The organism is Micromonospora sp. WMMC415 (assembly GCF_009707425.1).
Taxonomy (GTDB): domain Bacteria; phylum Actinomycetota; class Actinomycetes; order Mycobacteriales; family Micromonosporaceae; genus Micromonospora.
Genome location: NZ_CP046104.1, coordinates 6,041,569 through 6,057,786 on the forward strand (window position 1 = coordinate 6,041,569; position 16,218 = coordinate 6,057,786).

Here is a 16,218-nt window from a genome sequence, read left to right on the forward strand (position 1 = left end):
GGCGGGCAGGTCAGAATCTCAGCATGGATGGGCAGGAGAACGAGCAGCAGGAGGGCCGGAGCGACGTGGCACCGAAGGCCGGCCGTACACGGCGGTTCGCCCTCCCCGGGCCGACCGACGGCCGACGCAGGTGGCGGGCCCTCCGCGCGACCGGTGTGACGCTGGCGGTCCTCGCGGTCGCCCTGGCCGGGGTCATGATCGGTGCGCTGGCCGGCGGCCGGGTCAGCACCGACATCGGGCCGTTCCAGGCGGACCTGACGGTGGCCCCGGCCCTCACCGGCAGCACCACCGTCGACGTCCCCCCGCTCGGCGCGCTGCTGCTCGACAGCCACGACGGGCCGACCCACCTGACCGTGGAGCTGGGTGCGCTCGACCAGGGCCGCACCGAGGCGCTCCTCGACGACCCGGCCAGCCTCAGCCAGGCGAGCCGCACCGCGGTCGACGACGTCCGCGAGGGCGTGATGCGGCTGGGCCTGCGTACGGCGGCCTCGACCGTGCTGGTCACCCTGGTGCTGGCCCTGCTGGTGTTTCGCGACACCCGGCGGGCCGCCTGGGCGGGCGGGCTCGCGCTGGCGGTGACCGCGGCCAGCCTCGGCACCGCGGCGTCCACCCTGCGCCCCCAGGCCATCGAGGAGCCGCGCTACGAGGGGCTGCTGGTCAACGCGCCGGCCATCGTCGGTGACGCCCGCCGGATCGCCAACGACTACACCCGGTACGCCGAGCAGCTCCAGCGCATCGTCGGCAACGTCAGCCAGCTCTACACCACCGTCTCGGCGCTGCCCGTGTACGAGCCGGACCCGGACACCACCCGGGTCCTGCACATCTCCGACATGCACCTCAACCCCGCGGCCTGGCAGCTCATCCGCACCGTGGTGGAGCAGTTCAACATCGACGTGGTGGTGGACACCGGCGACATCACCGACTGGGGCAGCGAGCCGGAGGCGTCCTACGTCGGCGCGATCGGGCTGCTCCAGAAGCCGTACGTGTTCATCCGGGGCAACCACGACTCGGGCCGTACAGCGGCGGCGGTGGCCCGCCAGCGCAACGCGATCGTGCTCGACAACACCACCACCACCGTCGCCGGGCTGACCATCGCCGGCATCGGCGACCCCCGGTTCACCCCGGACAAGAGCACCTCGCCGGCGGGCAGCGGCCTGACCCGGGAAACCGCCGACCAGCTCATCGACACCGGCGACAAGCTCGCCGCGACGGTACGCAGCTCGCCCCGGCCGGTGAACATCGGGCTGGTGCACGATCCCGCGTCCGCCGGGCCGCTCGCCGGCACCACTCCCCTGGTGCTCGCCGGCCACACCCACCGGCGCGACGTGTCCAAGCTGCCGCAGGCACCCGGTCAGTCGCCCACCCTGCTGATGGTGCAGGGGTCGAGCGGCGGCGCCGGCCTGCGCGGGCTGGAGGGCGAGCAGCCGACGCCCCTGTCGATGAGCGTCCTGTACTTCGACGACGAGAACAAGCTGCTCCAGGCGTACGACGACATCACGGTGGGCGGCACCGGGCAGGCCCAGGTGAACCTCCAGCGGCACATCGTGGAGGACCCGAAGGCCGGCGCCCCCGCACCGGTCACCCCGACCCCGACCCGCTGACCCGGGCGCGGGCGTACGCGCCGTCGGCGCCCCCGTGCCGGCGTGCGCGGGTGCCGGCCGTGCGCGGGTGCCGGCCGTGCGCGCCGTCGGCCCCGGTGCCGGCGTGCGCGTTCGGCTCGGCCCGCCGGTCCCCGCGTCAGCGGAGGGACAGGGCGGCGAGAGCGGCGTTGACGATGCTGCCGGGGAGGAGGTCGTGCAGTTCGTACAACTCGGTGACGCTGCCGGACTGACCGAACTCGTCCACCCCGAGGGGCACCGCCGGAGCGCCGACCGCCGAGCCGAGCCAGGCCATCGCGTGCGAGGCGGCGTCGTGCACCGTCACCACCGGCACCCGGTCGGCGAAGGCCGTCCGCAGGGCACCGGGGACGCTGGGAACCGTGGCGGTGCGCACGCCCTGCCGCAGGGTGCGCTGCCAGGCCCGGTAGAGACGGTCCAGGCTGGTGACGTCCACGACGTGCGCGGCGACGCCCTCCTCGGCCAGTTCCGCGGCGGCGGCCAGCACCTCCCGCAGCACCGCACCGGACGCGGCGATCTGCACGACCGGGGCGTCCGCCAGGTGCGGGTACGCCTGGTGGGCGTCGACCAGGCGGTACGCGCCGGCGAGCACCTGCCGGCGCAGCACCGCCTCGCCGAGGCGGGCGCGGGCCGCCTCGAAGGGCGCCTGGTCGATCGGGCGGGTGCTGAGCCGGAAGTAGTACGCGCCGTCCTCGGCCGGTGCGGCGGTGGCGGCGGGCGCCCCGCCCTGCGCGATCTGGCCGAACGCGTCGCAGAGCAGCCAGTCCAGGGTGGCCGCGTACGCGGGCTCGACGAAGGTGACCCCGGGCAGCTCCAGGCCGACGCTGGCGGTGATCGTCGACTGGTGCGCGCCGCCCTCGGGCGCGAGGGTGACGCCCGACGGGGTGCCCGCGACGACGAACCGCGACCCGGAGTAGGTGCCGTACAGGAACGCGTCGAGGCCGCGCAGCACGAACGGGTCGTACACGGTGCCGACCGGCAGCAGCGGCTGCCCGGACAGGTCCCACGACAGGCCGAGCTGCCCGAGCAGCAGGAACAGGTTCATCTCCGAGATGCCCAGCTCGATGTGCTGCCCGGCCGGGCTCTCGGTCCAGCGCAGCATCCGGTCCTCGCTCCAGGAACGCTGCTCGGTCGGGGCGAACACCCCGGTCTTGTTGATGAACCCGGCCAGGTTGGTCGAGGTGGCCACGTCGGGCGCGGTGGTGACCAGGTAACGCCCCACCTGCGGGTCGCGGGCCAGGTCGACCAGCACCCGACCGAAGACCTCCTGGGTGGAGATCGGCTTGTTCGCGCGTACCCGGGTGGTCTCCGGGACCGGGACGCCCAGCGCCCGCGTGCGCGGCGCGCGGGACAGCGCCTCCCGGCGCTCGCCGGCCCGGATGCCGGCCGGGGACGCCGGGTCGAGGCGGTCCCACTCGGTCTCGGAGGTCAGGCCCTGCGCGGCGCGCAGCGCGGCGACCTGCTCGGTGGTGAGCAGAGCCGAGTGGTTGCGCGGGTTGCCGGCGATCGGCAGCCCCCAGCCCTTGACGGTGTACGCGAAGACGACGCTGGGCCGGTCGGTGACCGCGTCGCACTGGGCGTACGCGTCGAGCATGGCCGCCAGGTCGTGGCCGCCGAGGTCGGTGACGAGCGGGCCCAGCTCGTCGTCGGAGACGTCCGCGATCAGGTCGGCGACGCCCGCCGGAGCACCGTCGAGGAACTGCTTGCGCAGGGCCGGCCCGGCCAGCCCGAACAGCGACTGGTACTGCTCGTTGGGCATCGCGTCGATCCAGTCGCGCAGCGCCTCGCCGCCGGGCCGGGCGTACGCCTCGGCGAGCCGGCGGCCGTACTTGACCTCGACCACGTGCCAGCCGGCCGCCTCGAACTGCCCCCGCCACTGGTCGATGCGGACGCCGGGAACCACCCGGTCCAGCGACTGCCGGTTGAAGTCGACCACCCACATGACGTTCCCGAGGCCGGTGGTCGCGGGGTCGGCGACGGCCTCCCAGATGTTGCCCTCGTCCAGCTCGGCGTCGCCGATCAGGGCGATGAACCGGGAGCGCGCGCGCTCGCCGAAGTGCGCGTCGACGTAGCGGCGGGTGGCCGCGGCGAACAGCGGCGCGGCGGCGCCCAGCCCGACCGAGCCGGTCGAGAAGTCCACCTCGTCGGGGTCCTTGGTCCGGGACGGGTACGACTGGAGGCCGCCCCGCGCCCGCAACCGGGTCAGGTACGACCGGTCCAGGTTGCCGAGCAGGTACTGGATGGCGTGGAACACCGGCGACGCGTGCGGTTTCACGGCGACCCGGTCCTCGGCGTCGAGGTGCGCGAACCACAGCGCGGTCATCGCGGTGACCAGGGAGGCGCTCGACGCCTGGTGCCCGCCCACCTTCACCCCGTCACCGGTGTCCCGGTCGTGGTTGGCGGCGTCGACGATGCGGGTGGCGAGCCAGAGCACCCGCCGCTGGATCTCGTCGAGGACGTCGAGGTCGTGCTGGTTCACGGTGACTCCATCCGGGCGTCGCCGTTGACGCCCTCCGAGGGGTGTGGGGGGTTGGGAAGGGCCCCTTCCTATGCACCAGGCGTTAAGAAGGGGCCCTTCCTTGCACGTCAGCCCTGGGCGCCCAGGCGGGTCAGGATCAGTTCGCGGACGGTCTTGGCGTCGGCCTGACCCCGGGTGGTCTTCATCACCGCGCCGACCAGCGCGCCGGCCGCGGCCGTCTTGCCGCCACGGACCTTGTCGGCGATGTCCGGGTTGGCGGCGATCGCCTCGTCCACGGCGGCGGTCAGCGCCCCGGTGTCCGAGACGACCTCCAGGTTCCGGTTGGTCATGATCTCGGTGGGCGTACCCTCGCCGGCCACGACGCCCTCCAGGACGGTCCGGGCCAGCTTGTCGTTGAGCTTGCCCGCGTCGACCAGGCTCTGCAGCTCGGCCACCTGCGACGGGGTGGCCCCGACGTCGGCCAGCTCCACGCCGGCCTCGTTGGCGCGGCGGGACAGCTCACCGAGCCACCACTTGCGGGCGGCGGCCGGGGTCGCGCCGGCGGCGACCGTCGCCTCGATCAGCTCGACCGCACCGGCGTTGAGCACCGACTGCATGTCCAGGTCGGACAGACCCCACTGTTCCTGCAGGCGCCGCCGGTGCAACCGGGGCAGCTCGGGCAGCGCGGCCTTCAGCTCGGCCACCCACGCCGGGTCCGGCGCGAGCGGCACCAGGTCCGGCTCGGGGAAGTACCGGTAGTCGGTCGCCGTCTCCTTGGACCGGCCCGGCGTGGTGTCACCGGTGTCCTCGTGGAAGTGCCGGGTCTCCTGGGTGATCCGGCCGCCCGCGTCGAGCACCGACGCCTGCCGGATCATCTCCGAGCGGACCGCCCGCTCCACCGAACGCAGCGAGTTGACGTTCTTCGTCTCGGTGCGGGTGCCCCACTCCTCCCCGGGCAGGTTGAGGGAGGTGTTGACGTCGCAGCGCAGCGAACCCTCCTCCATCCGCACGTCGGAGACGCCGAGCGAGCGGATCACGTCACGCAGCTCGGTGACGTACGCGCGGGCCACCTCCGGCGCCAGCGCGCCGGTGCCGGTGACCGGCTTGGTGACGATCTCGACCAGGGGGATGCCGGCCCGGTTGTAGTCCACCAGCGACTCGGTGGCGCCGTGGATGCGACCGGTCGCGCCGCCGACGTGCAGCGTCTTGCCGGTGTCCTCCTCCAGGTGCACCCGCTCGATGCCGATGCGCACGGTCTCGCCGTTCACGTCGACGTCCAGGTAGCCGTCGACGCAGAGCGGCTCGTCGTACTGGCTGATCTGGAAGTTCTTCGGCATGTCCGGGTAGAAGTAGTTCTTCCGCGCGAACCGGCACCACTCGGCGATCGAGCAGTGCAGCGCCAGACCGATCCGGATCGTCGCCTCGATGGCCGCCTTGTTGGCCACCGGCAGCGAGCCCGGCAGGCCCAGGCAGACCGGGCAGACCCGGGTGTTCGGCGCGCCGCCGAAGTCGGTCGGGCAGCCGCAGAACATCTTGGTGTTCGTGCCCAGCTCGACGTGGGTCTCCAGGCCGATCACCGGTTCGAAGCGCGCGACGACCTCGTCGTACGCGGGCAGTGTCGTCGTCATCGGTGCTCCTGCCTCACAGTGCCGGTGGGGTGAACGTGCCGACGGCGCTCTCCAGCGCGGCCGCGACCCGGTACATCCGGTCGTCGGCCATCGTCGGTGCCATGACCTGTAGCCCGACCGGCAACCCCTCGGACAGGCCGCACGGCACCGAGATGCCCGGACCGCCGTACAGGTTCGTCGGAATGGTGAACAGGTCGGCCAGGTACATCTGGTACGGGTCGGAGGTGCGCGCCCCGATCGGGAACGCCACGAACGGCGTCGTCGGCGAGATCAGCGCGTCGACCTGCTCGAACGCGGCGGTGAAGTCCCGGGTGATGAGCGTGCGGACCTTCTGCGCCTGCCCGTAGTACGCGTCGTAGTAGCCCGACGAGAGGGCGTACGTGCCGATCATGATGCGGCGCTTGACCTCGGGGCCGAAGCCGGCCTCGCGGGTCAGCGACATGACCTCCTCCAGCGACCGGTTGCCGTCGTCGCCGACCCGCAGGCCGAAGCGGACACCGTCGAACCGGGCCAGGTTGGAGGAGCACTCGCTCGGGGCGATCAGGTAGTACGCCGGCAGCGCGTACCTGAAGTGCGGGCAGGACACCTCGACGATCTCGGCGCCCAGCTTGGTGAGCGTGTCGACCGCGTCGCGGAACGCGGCCGTGATGCCCGGCTCGGCGCCCTCGCCGGCGAACTCCTTCACCACGCCCAGCTTGACGCCGGTCAGGTCCCCGGTCGCGCCGAGCTTCGCGGCGGCCACCACGTCCGGCACCGGGGCCGGGATGGAGGTGGAGTCGCGCGGGTCGTGGCCGGCGATCGCCTCGTGCAGCAGCGCGGCGTCCAGCACAGTACGGGCGCACGGGCCGGGCGTGTCCAGCGAGGACGAGAACGCCACCAGGCCGTACCGGGACGTCCCGCCGTACGTCGGCTTCGCACCGACGGTGCCGGTGACGGCGCCGGGCTGGCGGATCGAGCCGCCCGTGTCCGACCCGATCGCGAGCGGCGCCTCGTACGCGGCGAGGGCCGCGGCGCTGCCACCGCCCGAGCCACCCGGGATCCGGCTCAGGTCCCAGGGGTTGTGGGTCGCGCCGTACGCCGAGTACTCGGTGGAGGAGCCCATCGCGAACTCGTCCATGTTGGTCTTGCCGAGCATCACCGTGCCCGCGGCACGCAGCCGCTGCACGATCGTCGAGTCGTACGGCGGGCGCCAGCCCTCCAGGATCTTCGAGCCGACGGTGGTCGGCACGCCCTTCGTGGTGAGCACGTCCTTGACCGCGACCGGCACGCCCGCGAGGGGGCCCAGCTTCTCACCGGCGGCGCGGCGCTCGTCCACCGCGCGGGCCGCGTCCAGCGCACCGGCGGTGTCGACGTGCAGGAACGCGTGCACGCGGTCGTCGACGGCGGCGATCCGGTCCAGGTGGGCCTGGGTGACCTCGACGGCGGAAGCCTCGCCCTTGGCCACCAGGCCGGCGAGCTCCGCGGCGGTCAGTCTCGTCAGATCGGTCACGATGCCACATCCTCGTCCAGGATCCGCGGGACGCGGAACCGCTGCTCCTCGGCGTCGGGCGCGCCCGACAGCGCCTCCTCGGGGGTCAGGCACGGCGTCACCACGTCCTCCCGCAGCACGTTCGTCAGCGGCACGGAGTGGGAGGTCGGCGGAATGTCCGCGGCGGCGACCTCGCCGACCTGGGCGACCGCCTGGAGGATCACGTCGAGCTGGCCGGCGAAGGTGTCCAGCTCCTCCTCCGTCACGGCAAGCCGCGACAGTCGCGCCAGGTGCGCGACCTCCTCGCGGGAAATGGCGGCCATCGGTGCCCCCTTCGTGGCTGTCCTGCTGGGTCCTCCTGCGCCGACCGCGGCGGTGGTGCGTGACGCGCGGTGACCGGAGCGAGTCTATTGTTCCGCCCCGGCGGCGCGTCCCCGACTCCCCCTCCGAGCCCGCCGGACGCCACTGCCCGCACCCCCGGCTCGTCGGGGGCCCCGACCACGAGCGGTCCCGCCGCGCCCCGGTTTCCCGCGCACGCTCACCGCGGGTGCCGGCGCGGGACCGCGGTGTCCGGACCGGCGGCCGGACGGACCGGGCGGTACCGGGCCAGCCAGGCGACGAGTTCCTCGGCCGGCATCGGCCGGGCGTAGAACCAGCCCTGCGCGGCGTCGCACCCGGCCGCGTGCAGCAGCCGCCAGGTGCGCTCGTCCTCGACCCCCTCGGCGACCACCCGCAGCCCGAGCGCGCCGGCCAGCTCGATCATCGACGTGACGATCGCCGCGTCGTCGGCGTCCTCCGTCATGCCCAGCACGAAGGAGCGGTCCACCTTCACCTCGGACAGCGGCAGCCGGCGCAGGTGCTGCAACGACGAGTACCCGGTGCCGAAATCGTCCAGCGCGATCCCCACCCCGAGGCGGTGCAGCCGGGAGATGGTGGCCAGCACCCGGCGCGGGTCCGCCATCAGCGCCCCCTCGGTGATCTCCAGCTGGAGGCGCTGCGGCGGTACGCCGTACCGGGCCAGCCGGCCGGCGATCCGGTCGGCGATCTCGCCGGTGTGCAGGTCCCGCACGCTGACGTTGAGCGAGGCCCGCAATCCGAGACCGGCGGCCGACCACTTCGCGAGCTGCTCCACCACGTCGTCGACCACCCGGAAGGTGAGCAGCCGCATCACGGCGCTCTGCTCCGCCACCCGGATCAGCTCCTCCGGGTCGACCATCCCCCGCCGCGGGTGCCGCCAGCGCAGCAGCGCCTCGACACCCACCACCTCGCCGGTGGCGATCGCGATCTGCGGCTGGTAATACATCGTGATCTCACCGGCGTCGGCGGCCGGCTCGCCGGACTGCCGGTCGGCCGTGCCACGGCCCCGGCGCTGCGGGGTCCCGTCGGGACGGCCGCCGCCCCGGCCCCGCGATCCGTTGCGTGCGCCACCGGCGCGGTCGTGGTGCCGCGCGGGGTCGGCCCGGTCGGCAGCGGCCGGGTGCCCGGCGGCAACGCCCGGGTGTGCGGCGGGACCGGCCAGGTGCCCGGCGGCGACGCCCGGCGGTCCGGCGGCGCCGGCCGCTGGTGCGTCGGCTCCCGCCGCCCGCGCCTCCCGGCGGCGGATCGGGTCGGCGGCGGTGACGATCCGCTGGATCAGCTCGTCGGTGTGGGCCAGGTCGTCGTCCCGCTGCCGCCGGCCACGCAGCCGCCAGCGGCCGGTACGGGAGCCGCCGTCGCGGGCCGGCAGCGCGGCGCCGTCCCCACCCCGCGCGGTGGCCGGAACCGCCAGCGCCGGCCCACCGGGGGCGAGCACCGGCTGGGTCACGTCCCCGTCCCGGCCGTCGGCGCCCACCGTCTCGCCACCGGCCGCTTCGACGTCGGGGTCAGCGAATTCCGCTTCCGGCCGGCCGTCGAGGCCCGGAGCGCCGGCGTCCGGGGCCGGCTCGCCCGGCCCCGGCTGGGCGGTCGAGGGATCGGCGGCCGACGCCCCGGTCTCCAGGACCCGGCGCAGGTCGGCCAGGAGCCCGAGCCGCTCGGCGGAGTTGTGGTCGGACTCGGCCGCGTACACGGCGACCGTGTCGTTGCGGTGCTTCGCGTCGTACATCGCCACGTCGGCGTGGCGCATGAGAGTGGCGAAGTCCTCCCCGTGGTCGGGGAAGAGCGCGATGCCGATCGACCCGCCGACGTCCAGCGGCAGCCCGTCCAGCGGCACCGGCTCGGCCAGCGCCGCGACCACCCGGTCGGCCAACTCGCGCGCCTCGCCGGCGTCGGTTAGCCCCGTCATCACGATGGCGAACTCGTCCCCGCCGAGCCGGGCGACCATGTCCCGCCCGACCACCTCGGTGAGGCGGGCGCTCACCTCGACCAGCAGCCGGTCACCCACCGCGTGCCCGAGCGCGTCGTTGACGTGCTTGAACCGGTCCAGGTCGATCAGCAGCAGCGCCAGCCGGGCGGGCGGCTCGCCGCGCGCCGCCCGCTCCGCGTGCAGGTGCAACTGCTCGCCGACCTCGGCGAGCAGCGCCTTGCGGTTGGGCAGCCCGGTGAGCGGGTCGAGGGAGGCGAGCTGCTGCTGCTCCACGCTGAGCCGGGCCATCCGGTAGACGGCGAACAGCGGCACGAGCACCAGCGGGATCAGCGCAGCGCTCGCGCGGGCGGCGGTGACCAGCACCGGCGCGAGCAGCAGCAGCGAACCGGTGGACAGCAGCTCGAACCCCAGGCCCTGCCGCAGGCCGGGCGTCCAGCGCTCACCGAAGCGCAGCCGCACCGCCGAGCTGACCAGGCCGTAGTTGACGGCGAACCAGGCCAGCATCGCCCCGCCCACGACCGCCACGTCGGTCCCCCGCAGCCGGCCGCCGTCGAACAGGTCGCCGGGACCGAGGCGGGTGACGGCGTACGCGGCACCGAGCGCGCACGCGTACTGCCCGGCGTTGAAGGCGGTCCGCCAGGGGGCGTATCCCAACCGGGCTCCCGACACGACCACGGCAACGGCCTGCACGGCGACCGCCGGGCCCAGCCCCCAGCCGAGCAGGATCGCGAAGGTGAAGCACGTCGACGGGAACACCGCCGACGACTGGCGCCGCCCGGGCGCGACGAACGGACGGGCGTCGCAGGCGACGGCCAGCACGGCCATGGTCCAGAACGCGGCGGGAAGCCGGGACACCTGGTCGGTGAACGTGAGCAGAGGAGCGGCCGAGACCAACGCGGCCACGGCGATGACCGCGGCCACGAAGGCGGAGAACGGCGCCACCCGTCCTGGTGGGACGGAGTTGCGCGGGTCGGCGGTCTCCATCACACCTCCGGCGGTCACGAACGGCGTACCCGTCCGTACGCCGTGCCCCAATGAAACGCCCCAGGTGCCGAGTTTCCCCGTCCGACAGTCACGAATCGGTCGTAGTCGTAATTAAGTTGGTATACGCGCCCAAGATCCCCGGCTATTCGCCGATGCGGGCGACCTTCTGGGCGGCGTCCGGACCGGCGTCGAGCAGGACGCGGAAGCCCTCCTCGTCCAGCGTCGGCACCTTGAGGCTCACCGCCTTGTCGGCCTTGGAGCCCGGATTGTCGCCGACCACCACGAACGCGGTCTTCTTGGACACCGACCCGCTGACCTTGCCGCCCCGGGACTGGATCGCCTCCGCCGCCTGGTCCCGCGAGAAACCGGAGAGCGTGCCGGTCACCACCACGGTCACCCCCTCTAGGGGGCGCGGCCCCTCGTCGACCGCCTCCTCCGCCATCCGGACGCCGGCCTCGGCCCACTTCCGCACCACCTCGCGGTGCCAGTCGACCGCGAACCACTCCCGGATGCTCGCGGCGATGGTCGGGCCGACGCCGTCGACCGAGGACAGCTCCTCCTCGGTGGCCTTGTCGATCCCCTCGACCGACCGGAAGTGCCGGGCGAGCGCCTGCGCCGCCGTCGGGCCGACGTGCCGGATGGAGAGCGCCACCAGCACCCGCCACAGGTCGCGTTCCTTGGCCACCGCCAGGTTCTCCAGCAGCTTCACCGCGTTGCTGCCGAGGCTGCCGTCCTTGTTGACGAAGAACGGTGACCGGGCGAGCTGCTCGGCGTCGAGGCCGAACAGGTCGCCCTCGTCCGTGATGATCTGCGCGTCGAGCAGCGCGGCGGCGCCCTTGTAGCCGAGGACCTCGATGTCGAAGGCCCCCCGCCCGGCGAGGTGGAAGACCCGCTCGCGGAGCTGGGCCGGGCAGCTGCGCGTGTTCGGGCAACGGATGTCGACGTCGCCCTCCTTCGACGGGGCGAGCGGGGTGCCGCAGGCCGGGCAGGTGGTCGGCATGACGAACGGCCGGGCGTCGGCGGGACGCAACTCGACCACCGGACCGAGCACCTCGGGGATGACGTCACCGGCCTTACGGATCACCACCGTGTCGCCGATCAGCACCCCCTTGCGCTCGACCTCGCGGGCGTTGTGCAGCGTGGCCAGCGCGACCGTCGACCCGGCCACCCGGACCGGCTCCAGGACGGCGAACGGGGTGACCCGGCCAGTCCGCCCGACGTTCACGTCGATGTCGAGCAGCTTGGTGTTGACCTCCTCCGGCGGGTACTTGAAGGCGATCGCCCAGCGCGGCGCGCGGCTGGTCGAGCCGAGCCGGCCCTGGATGGAGACCGGGTCGACCTTGACGACCACACCGTCGATCTCGTGCTCGACGTCGTGCCGGTGCTCCGCGTAGTAGGCGATGAACTCCGCAACGCCGGCCAGGTCGGGCACGACGCGCCACCGGTCGCTGGTCGGCAGGCCCCAGGCCCTCAGCGCGGCGTACGACTCGGACTGGGAGGCCGGCTGGAAGCCACGGCGGGCACCGATGCCGTGCACGACCAGGCGCAGCGGGCGGGATGCGGTGACCCGGGGGTCCTTCTGCCGGAGGCTGCCGGCCGCCGCGTTGCGCGGGTTGGCGAACGGCGCCTTGCCCTGCTCGACCAGCCCGGCGTTGAGGTCCGCGAACGCGGCGACCGGGAAGTAGACCTCGCCCCGGATCTCGATCAGGTCGGGCACCGCCGGGAACTCGGCCGACGGCGTCAGCTCACCGGGCACGTCGCGGATGCTGCGCACGTTGGCCGTGACGTCCTCGCCGGTCCGGCCGTCGCCCCGGGTGGCCGCCCGCACCAGCCGGCCCTCCTCGTAGGTCAGGTTGATCGCGAGCCCGTCCACCTTCAGCTCGCACAGGTACGGAACCGGGCCGCCGGCGTCGCGTTCGACCCGCTCGGCCCACGCCGCCAACTCCTCGTCGCTGAACGCGTTGTCGAGCGACATCATCCGCTCGGCGTGCGCCACCGGGGTGAAGTCGGTGGAGAACGTGCCGCCCACCCGCTGGGTCGGCGAATCCGGCGTGCGCAGGGCCGGAAACTCCGCCTCCAGCGCTTCCAGCTCCCGCAGCTGCCGGTCGAACTCCGCGTCGGAGATCGTCGGCGCGTCGAGCACGTAGTAGCGGTACTGGTGCTCGGTCAGCTCACGGCCGAGCGTCGCGTGCCGATCCCGCGCCTCCGGGGTCGGCTCGGCGCCGGCCGCCGCCTCCTGCGCCGGACTGGCCTGCTGACCGATGACATCCTCGGACACCGCCGTGACCTCCTGTTGTTCCGTTACCCGGCACGGTATCCGGCGGGTGGGACACTCCGCCGCCCACCCGCCGCGCCGGGACGGGCGACCCCGCCCGGAACGTGCGAGGATCGCCGGACGACGCGCCCACCGGCCCCGACGGGCCGCCGCGGCGCCGCGCGGCGGCCCCGCCGCGCCCACCCGTGACCAAGGGGGTACGCGTGCCCGACTGGCTGCTCTGGGCGGCGGCGATCGTGCTGGCGGTGGCCGCCGGCTGGGGGTGGAACGAGTGGCGGCACCGCGCCGCCGGACGCCGCTCCGCCGGGCCGGGCGGCACCCCCCCGGAGGAACCCGGTGGCAGCCGTGCCGAGGGCGCCGGCACCCGCGACGGGCGCGGTGGCGGCCGTGGCGGGGGCACCGGCGGCCGTGGCGGGAGCGGTGGCACCCGGCCCGGCGGGCGTGGTGACCCGCGGACCGGCTCCCGCCGGCGCGGCCGCGTCGCCGCCCCGCCCCGCCCGCGTACCGGTGCGGGGACGTCCGCCCCGGCACCCCGCCCCGGGGAGATCTGGTGGGCCGACGTCCCGTACGCCGACGGCAGCGGCTCGAAGGTGCGCCCCTGCCTGGTGCTGCGCGCCGACGAGCGGGGCGCCGACGTCCTGAAGATCACCAGCCGGGACAAGAGCGACCGGGACGACCACGTCCCCGTCCCGACCCGGACCTGGGACCCGGACGCCGAGCACGACAGCTTCGTCAACCTCACCGAGCCGGTGCGCGTCCCGCTCGCCGACTTCGCCAACCGCGCCGGCACCTGCGACCCGGCCCTCTGGCGTCAGATCCGCCGCCTCCCCCGGTGACCACCTGCCGCGGAGAGTTGATCAAGAGGTTCCGGGGCCCGGGGACGCCTCCGGAGACCGAAAACCTCTTGATCAACGCAGCGGGGGGCGTCAGGGGTGGCGGGTGGGCAGGGTGCTGAGGGTGAAGAGCTGGTCGGCGTACTCGATGCGGGTGGCCCAGTCGGCGGGCCAGGCCGGCGTGCCGAGGGCCGCGCCGACGAAGGCGCCGGCCAGCGCGGCGATCGAGTCCGAGTCGCCGGCGGTGGTGGCGCCGCGGGCCAGCGCGGCGACCGGGTCGTCGGCGTGCCGGATCGCGCAGTACAGGGCCGTGGCGAGCGCCTCCTCGGCGATCCAGCCCGCGCCGGTGTGCCGGCACGGGTCACCGCCGTCGTCCGGCCCGGCCAGCGCCGCCCGGAGGCGGCCGAGGATCGCGAGGCACTCGTCCCAGCCGGTGGCGATGAAGGCCGCCGGGCCGGCGGCACGAGCGACCTGCCACAGGTCGCCGAGCCACTCCTCCCGGTAGGTCCCCCGCTGCTCCCGGGCCCGCTCCGCGAGCAGCGCCGGCACCGCGGCCGGCTCGGCGCCGTCGCGCAGCAGCCGCACCGCGTACGCGGTCAGCTCGCTGGCCGCCAGACCCGTCGGGTGGCCGTGCGTCAGCCCCGCCTGGAGCTGGGCCAGCCCGGCGAGCGTGTCGAGGTCCACGTCGAGCAGGCCGACCGGGGTGACCCGCATGTTCGCGCCGCACCCCTTCGACCCGATCACGGTCGCGTGCTGCCAGCGGGTCCCCCGGGCCAGTTCCGCGCAGGCGCGCAGGCAGGTCATCCCGGGAGCCCGGTCGTTGTCCGGGCTCACCGACCAGGCCACGAAGCGCCGCCGCAGCAGCGGCTCGACCGTCTCCGGGGTGAGCTGCGGCGCGTCGTGGAGGGCCCAGCCGACCGCCAGCGCCATCTGGGTGTCGTCGGTGACCAGGGCCGGGTCGCCGGTCAGCTCGCGCGGGCCGGCCGGGCCGTACCGTCGGACGATCTCGGCGACGGTCAGGAACTCGGTCGGCTTGCCGAGCGCGTCACCGTAGGCCAGGCCGAACAGCGAGCCCGCGGCCCGCCGGAGGGAGGGGTCGGTCATTCCCGCGATCATGCCGTCCACTGACGACCTCCGCCAGCCCCGCGGCCACCCGCCCGACCCGGGCGCCGCAGACCGAGGTGGTGGGACGGCGGAACCTCCCGGAGCGGAGGACCGCCCAGCGGCCGGGGCCCGGCGGCTCAGACGTCGAAGACCAGGCAGAACGGGTGGCCGGCCGGGTCGGCGTAGACCCGGAAGTCCTGCCCCCCGCCGGGCAGCCGGCGCGCACCGAGCGCGAGCACCTGCTTCTCCGCCGCCGCCACGTCCTCGACCTCCACGTCCAGGTGGAACTGCTGCGGGACGGCCGGCTCGGGCCAGGTCGGCGGACGCAGGTTGGGGGCCTTCTGGAAGGCGAGCCGGTGCCCGCCGCCGGAGAGCACCACCCAGTCGTCCTCCGTGTCGTCGGAGTCGAGCGGCACGCCGAGCAGCTCGGAGTAGAACGCCGCGAGGGCCCGCGGGTCGGGGCAGTCGATCACCACGGAACGAAGCTGTCCAATCATGGCGTCATCCTGCCCCGCCCGTACGACAGGAAACCTCACTCCTCCGCGAGCCGCCGCCCGGCGTCCCGGCAGGCGGTGAGCACCGCCCGGGCGTACCGCGGGGTGGCGTCGGCGAGCCCGCAGGCCGGGGTGACGACCACCTGCTCGGCAAGGCGGCGGCGCGGGAATCCGAGGCGGTCCCAGAGCTGGCGTACCCGGTCGGCGACCTGCGCCGACGTCGGCGCGCGCCCGGCGGACGGCGGCCCGGTCGGCACGGCGCCGGCCAGCAGCCCGAGGCCCGCGTCGACGGCCTCGCCCAGCGGGTCCAGGTCGGTGACCAGGCCGAGGTCGAGCGCCACGCCCACCGCGCCGGCCGTACGGATCAGCTCCAGCGGCACGTCGGGCGCGCAGCAGTGCACGACCACCGGCACCCCGACCGCCTCGACGACGTCGCCGAGCAGCGCGCCGGCCACCCCCGGCTCCACCGCCCGGTACGTGCCGAAGCCGCTCTCGGTCGGCACCCGGCCGGCGAGCACCGCGGGCAGCGACGGCTCGTCCAGTTGCAGCAGCACCGAGGCCCGGGGCAGGCGGCGGGTCACGGCGGCGACGTGGCCGCGTACCCCCTCGGCGAGCGACCCGGTCAGGTCCCGGACCGCTCCCGGGTCGCGGACCATCCGGCCGCCGATCGGCAGCTCCAGCGACGCCGCCAGGGTGAGCGGCCCGCCGACCTGGATCTTGATCGGCCCGGCGTACGTCTCGGCCTGCTCGGCGAGCTGGTCCAGGTCGCGCTCCATCAGGTCCCGCGCGCGGCGCAGGTCCCGCCCGGGGCGGGGCGCGATGCGCCAGCGGGCCGCGTACAGCTCGACGGGAAGCTCCACCAGCAGGCCGGCGGTGCGGCCGATCAGGTCCGCACCGGGGCCGCGGGCGGGCAGCTCCGGCAGGTGCGGCAGGGCGGGGAGCTCACCGAGGACGATCCGCTGGGCCTCGGCGATGTCGGTGCCCGGCAGCGATCCGACGCCGGTCGCCGCCCCGGCCGGCCACGGCCACCCCTGATCTGTCACGGCCGAAGACTATCGGGTACGCGGTGCCGCC

General features: G+C 74.6%; 11 protein-coding genes. 2 read left to right on the forward strand and 9 right to left on the reverse strand.

Going from position 1 to position 16,218, the window contains the following annotated elements:
- Nucleotides 1-23: 23 nt before the first annotated feature.
- On the forward strand, nt 24-1,601 hold the full coding sequence (locus tag GKC29_RS28270) for a metallophosphoesterase (protein WP_155333704.1): 1,578 nt from the start codon (nt 24-26) through the stop codon (nt 1,599-1,601).
- 136 nt (nt 1,602-1,737) lie between these two features.
- Here GKC29_RS28270 and GKC29_RS28275 read toward each other — a convergent pair whose 3' ends face one another.
- From GKC29_RS28275 to ligA, 6 genes are all read right to left on the reverse strand, one after another.
- Entirely contained in the window at nt 1,738-4,095 is a 2,358-nt protein-coding gene (locus GKC29_RS28275; RefSeq protein ID WP_155333705.1) for a 1-deoxy-D-xylulose-5-phosphate synthase N-terminal domain-containing protein, read from the reverse strand.
- A gap of 107 nt (nt 4,096-4,202) precedes the next feature.
- Nucleotides 4,203-5,702: an Asp-tRNA(Asn)/Glu-tRNA(Gln) amidotransferase subunit GatB gene (gatB, locus tag GKC29_RS28280; protein ID WP_155333706.1), complete on the reverse strand. Its 1,500-nt coding sequence runs from the start codon at nt 5,700-5,702 to the stop codon at nt 4,203-4,205.
- Between the two features lie 13 nt (nt 5,703-5,715).
- Nucleotides 5,716-7,191 carry an Asp-tRNA(Asn)/Glu-tRNA(Gln) amidotransferase subunit GatA gene (gene gatA, locus GKC29_RS28285; RefSeq protein ID WP_155333707.1) on the reverse strand — a complete coding sequence of 492 codons (1,476 nt, stop codon included), beginning with the start codon at nt 7,189-7,191 and terminating at the stop codon, nt 5,716-5,718.
- Entirely contained in the window at nt 7,188-7,493 is a 306-nt protein-coding gene (gene gatC / locus GKC29_RS28290; protein WP_088995614.1) for an Asp-tRNA(Asn)/Glu-tRNA(Gln) amidotransferase subunit GatC, read from the reverse strand. Before gatC ends, gatA begins: the two co-directional genes overlap by 4 nt.
- Before the next feature lie 215 nt (nt 7,494-7,708).
- Nucleotides 7,709-10,438 carry a bifunctional diguanylate cyclase/phosphodiesterase gene (locus GKC29_RS28295; RefSeq protein WP_155333708.1) on the reverse strand — a complete coding sequence of 910 codons (2,730 nt, stop codon included), beginning with the start codon at nt 10,436-10,438 and terminating at the stop codon, nt 7,709-7,711.
- A 142-nt stretch (nt 10,439-10,580) separates the two neighbouring features.
- Nucleotides 10,581-12,716 (reverse strand): NAD-dependent DNA ligase LigA, encoded by a 2,136-nt coding sequence (gene ligA / locus GKC29_RS28300; protein ID WP_155333709.1) that lies wholly within the window; start codon nt 12,714-12,716, stop codon nt 10,581-10,583.
- 200 nt (nt 12,717-12,916) lie between these two features.
- Here ligA and GKC29_RS28305 point away from each other — a divergent pair, with 200 nt between their 5' ends.
- Entirely contained in the window at nt 12,917-13,549 is a 633-nt protein-coding gene (locus tag GKC29_RS28305) for a type II toxin-antitoxin system PemK/MazF family toxin (protein WP_155333710.1), read from the forward strand.
- A 90-nt stretch (nt 13,550-13,639) separates the two neighbouring features.
- Here GKC29_RS28305 and GKC29_RS28310 read toward each other — a convergent pair whose 3' ends face one another.
- The 3 genes from GKC29_RS28310 to GKC29_RS28320 all read right to left on the reverse strand — a co-directional run bounded on the left by GKC29_RS28310 (nt 13,640) and on the right by GKC29_RS28320 (nt 16,187).
- A complete protein-coding gene (locus GKC29_RS28310; RefSeq protein ID WP_196255757.1) occupies nt 13,640-14,650 on the reverse strand; it encodes an ADP-ribosylglycohydrolase family protein in 1,011 nt (336 codons plus the stop codon).
- Nucleotides 14,651-14,787: 137 nt separating this feature from the next.
- Nucleotides 14,788-15,147 carry a VOC family protein gene (locus GKC29_RS28315; protein WP_155333711.1) on the reverse strand — a complete coding sequence of 120 codons (360 nt, stop codon included), beginning with the start codon at nt 15,145-15,147 and terminating at the stop codon, nt 14,788-14,790.
- 35 nt (nt 15,148-15,182) lie between these two features.
- On the reverse strand, nt 15,183-16,187 hold the full coding sequence (locus tag GKC29_RS28320) for a methionine synthase (RefSeq protein ID WP_155333712.1): 1,005 nt from the start codon (nt 16,185-16,187) through the stop codon (nt 15,183-15,185).
- Nucleotides 16,188-16,218 lie beyond the last annotated feature (31 nt).

Excerpts from the sequence above, each read along its gene's own strand:
- GKC29_RS28270 (WP_155333704.1), top strand. The coding sequence starts at position 24 with ATGGATGGGCAGGAGAACGAGCAGCAGGAGGGCCGGAGCGACGTGGCA.
- GKC29_RS28310 (WP_196255757.1), bottom strand. The coding sequence starts at position 14,650 with ATGACCGACCCCTCCCTCCGGCGGGCCGCGGGCTCGCTGTTCGGCCTG.
- GKC29_RS28295 (WP_155333708.1), bottom strand. The coding sequence starts at position 10,438 with ATGGAGACCGCCGACCCGCGCAACTCCGTCCCACCAGGACGGGTGGCG.
- GKC29_RS28315 (WP_155333711.1), bottom strand. The coding sequence starts at position 15,147 with ATGATTGGACAGCTTCGTTCCGTGGTGATCGACTGCCCCGACCCGCGG.
- gatB (WP_155333706.1), bottom strand. The coding sequence starts at position 5,702 with ATGACGACGACACTGCCCGCGTACGACGAGGTCGTCGCGCGCTTCGAA.
- gatC (WP_088995614.1), bottom strand. The coding sequence starts at position 7,493 with ATGGCCGCCATTTCCCGCGAGGAGGTCGCGCACCTGGCGCGACTGTCG.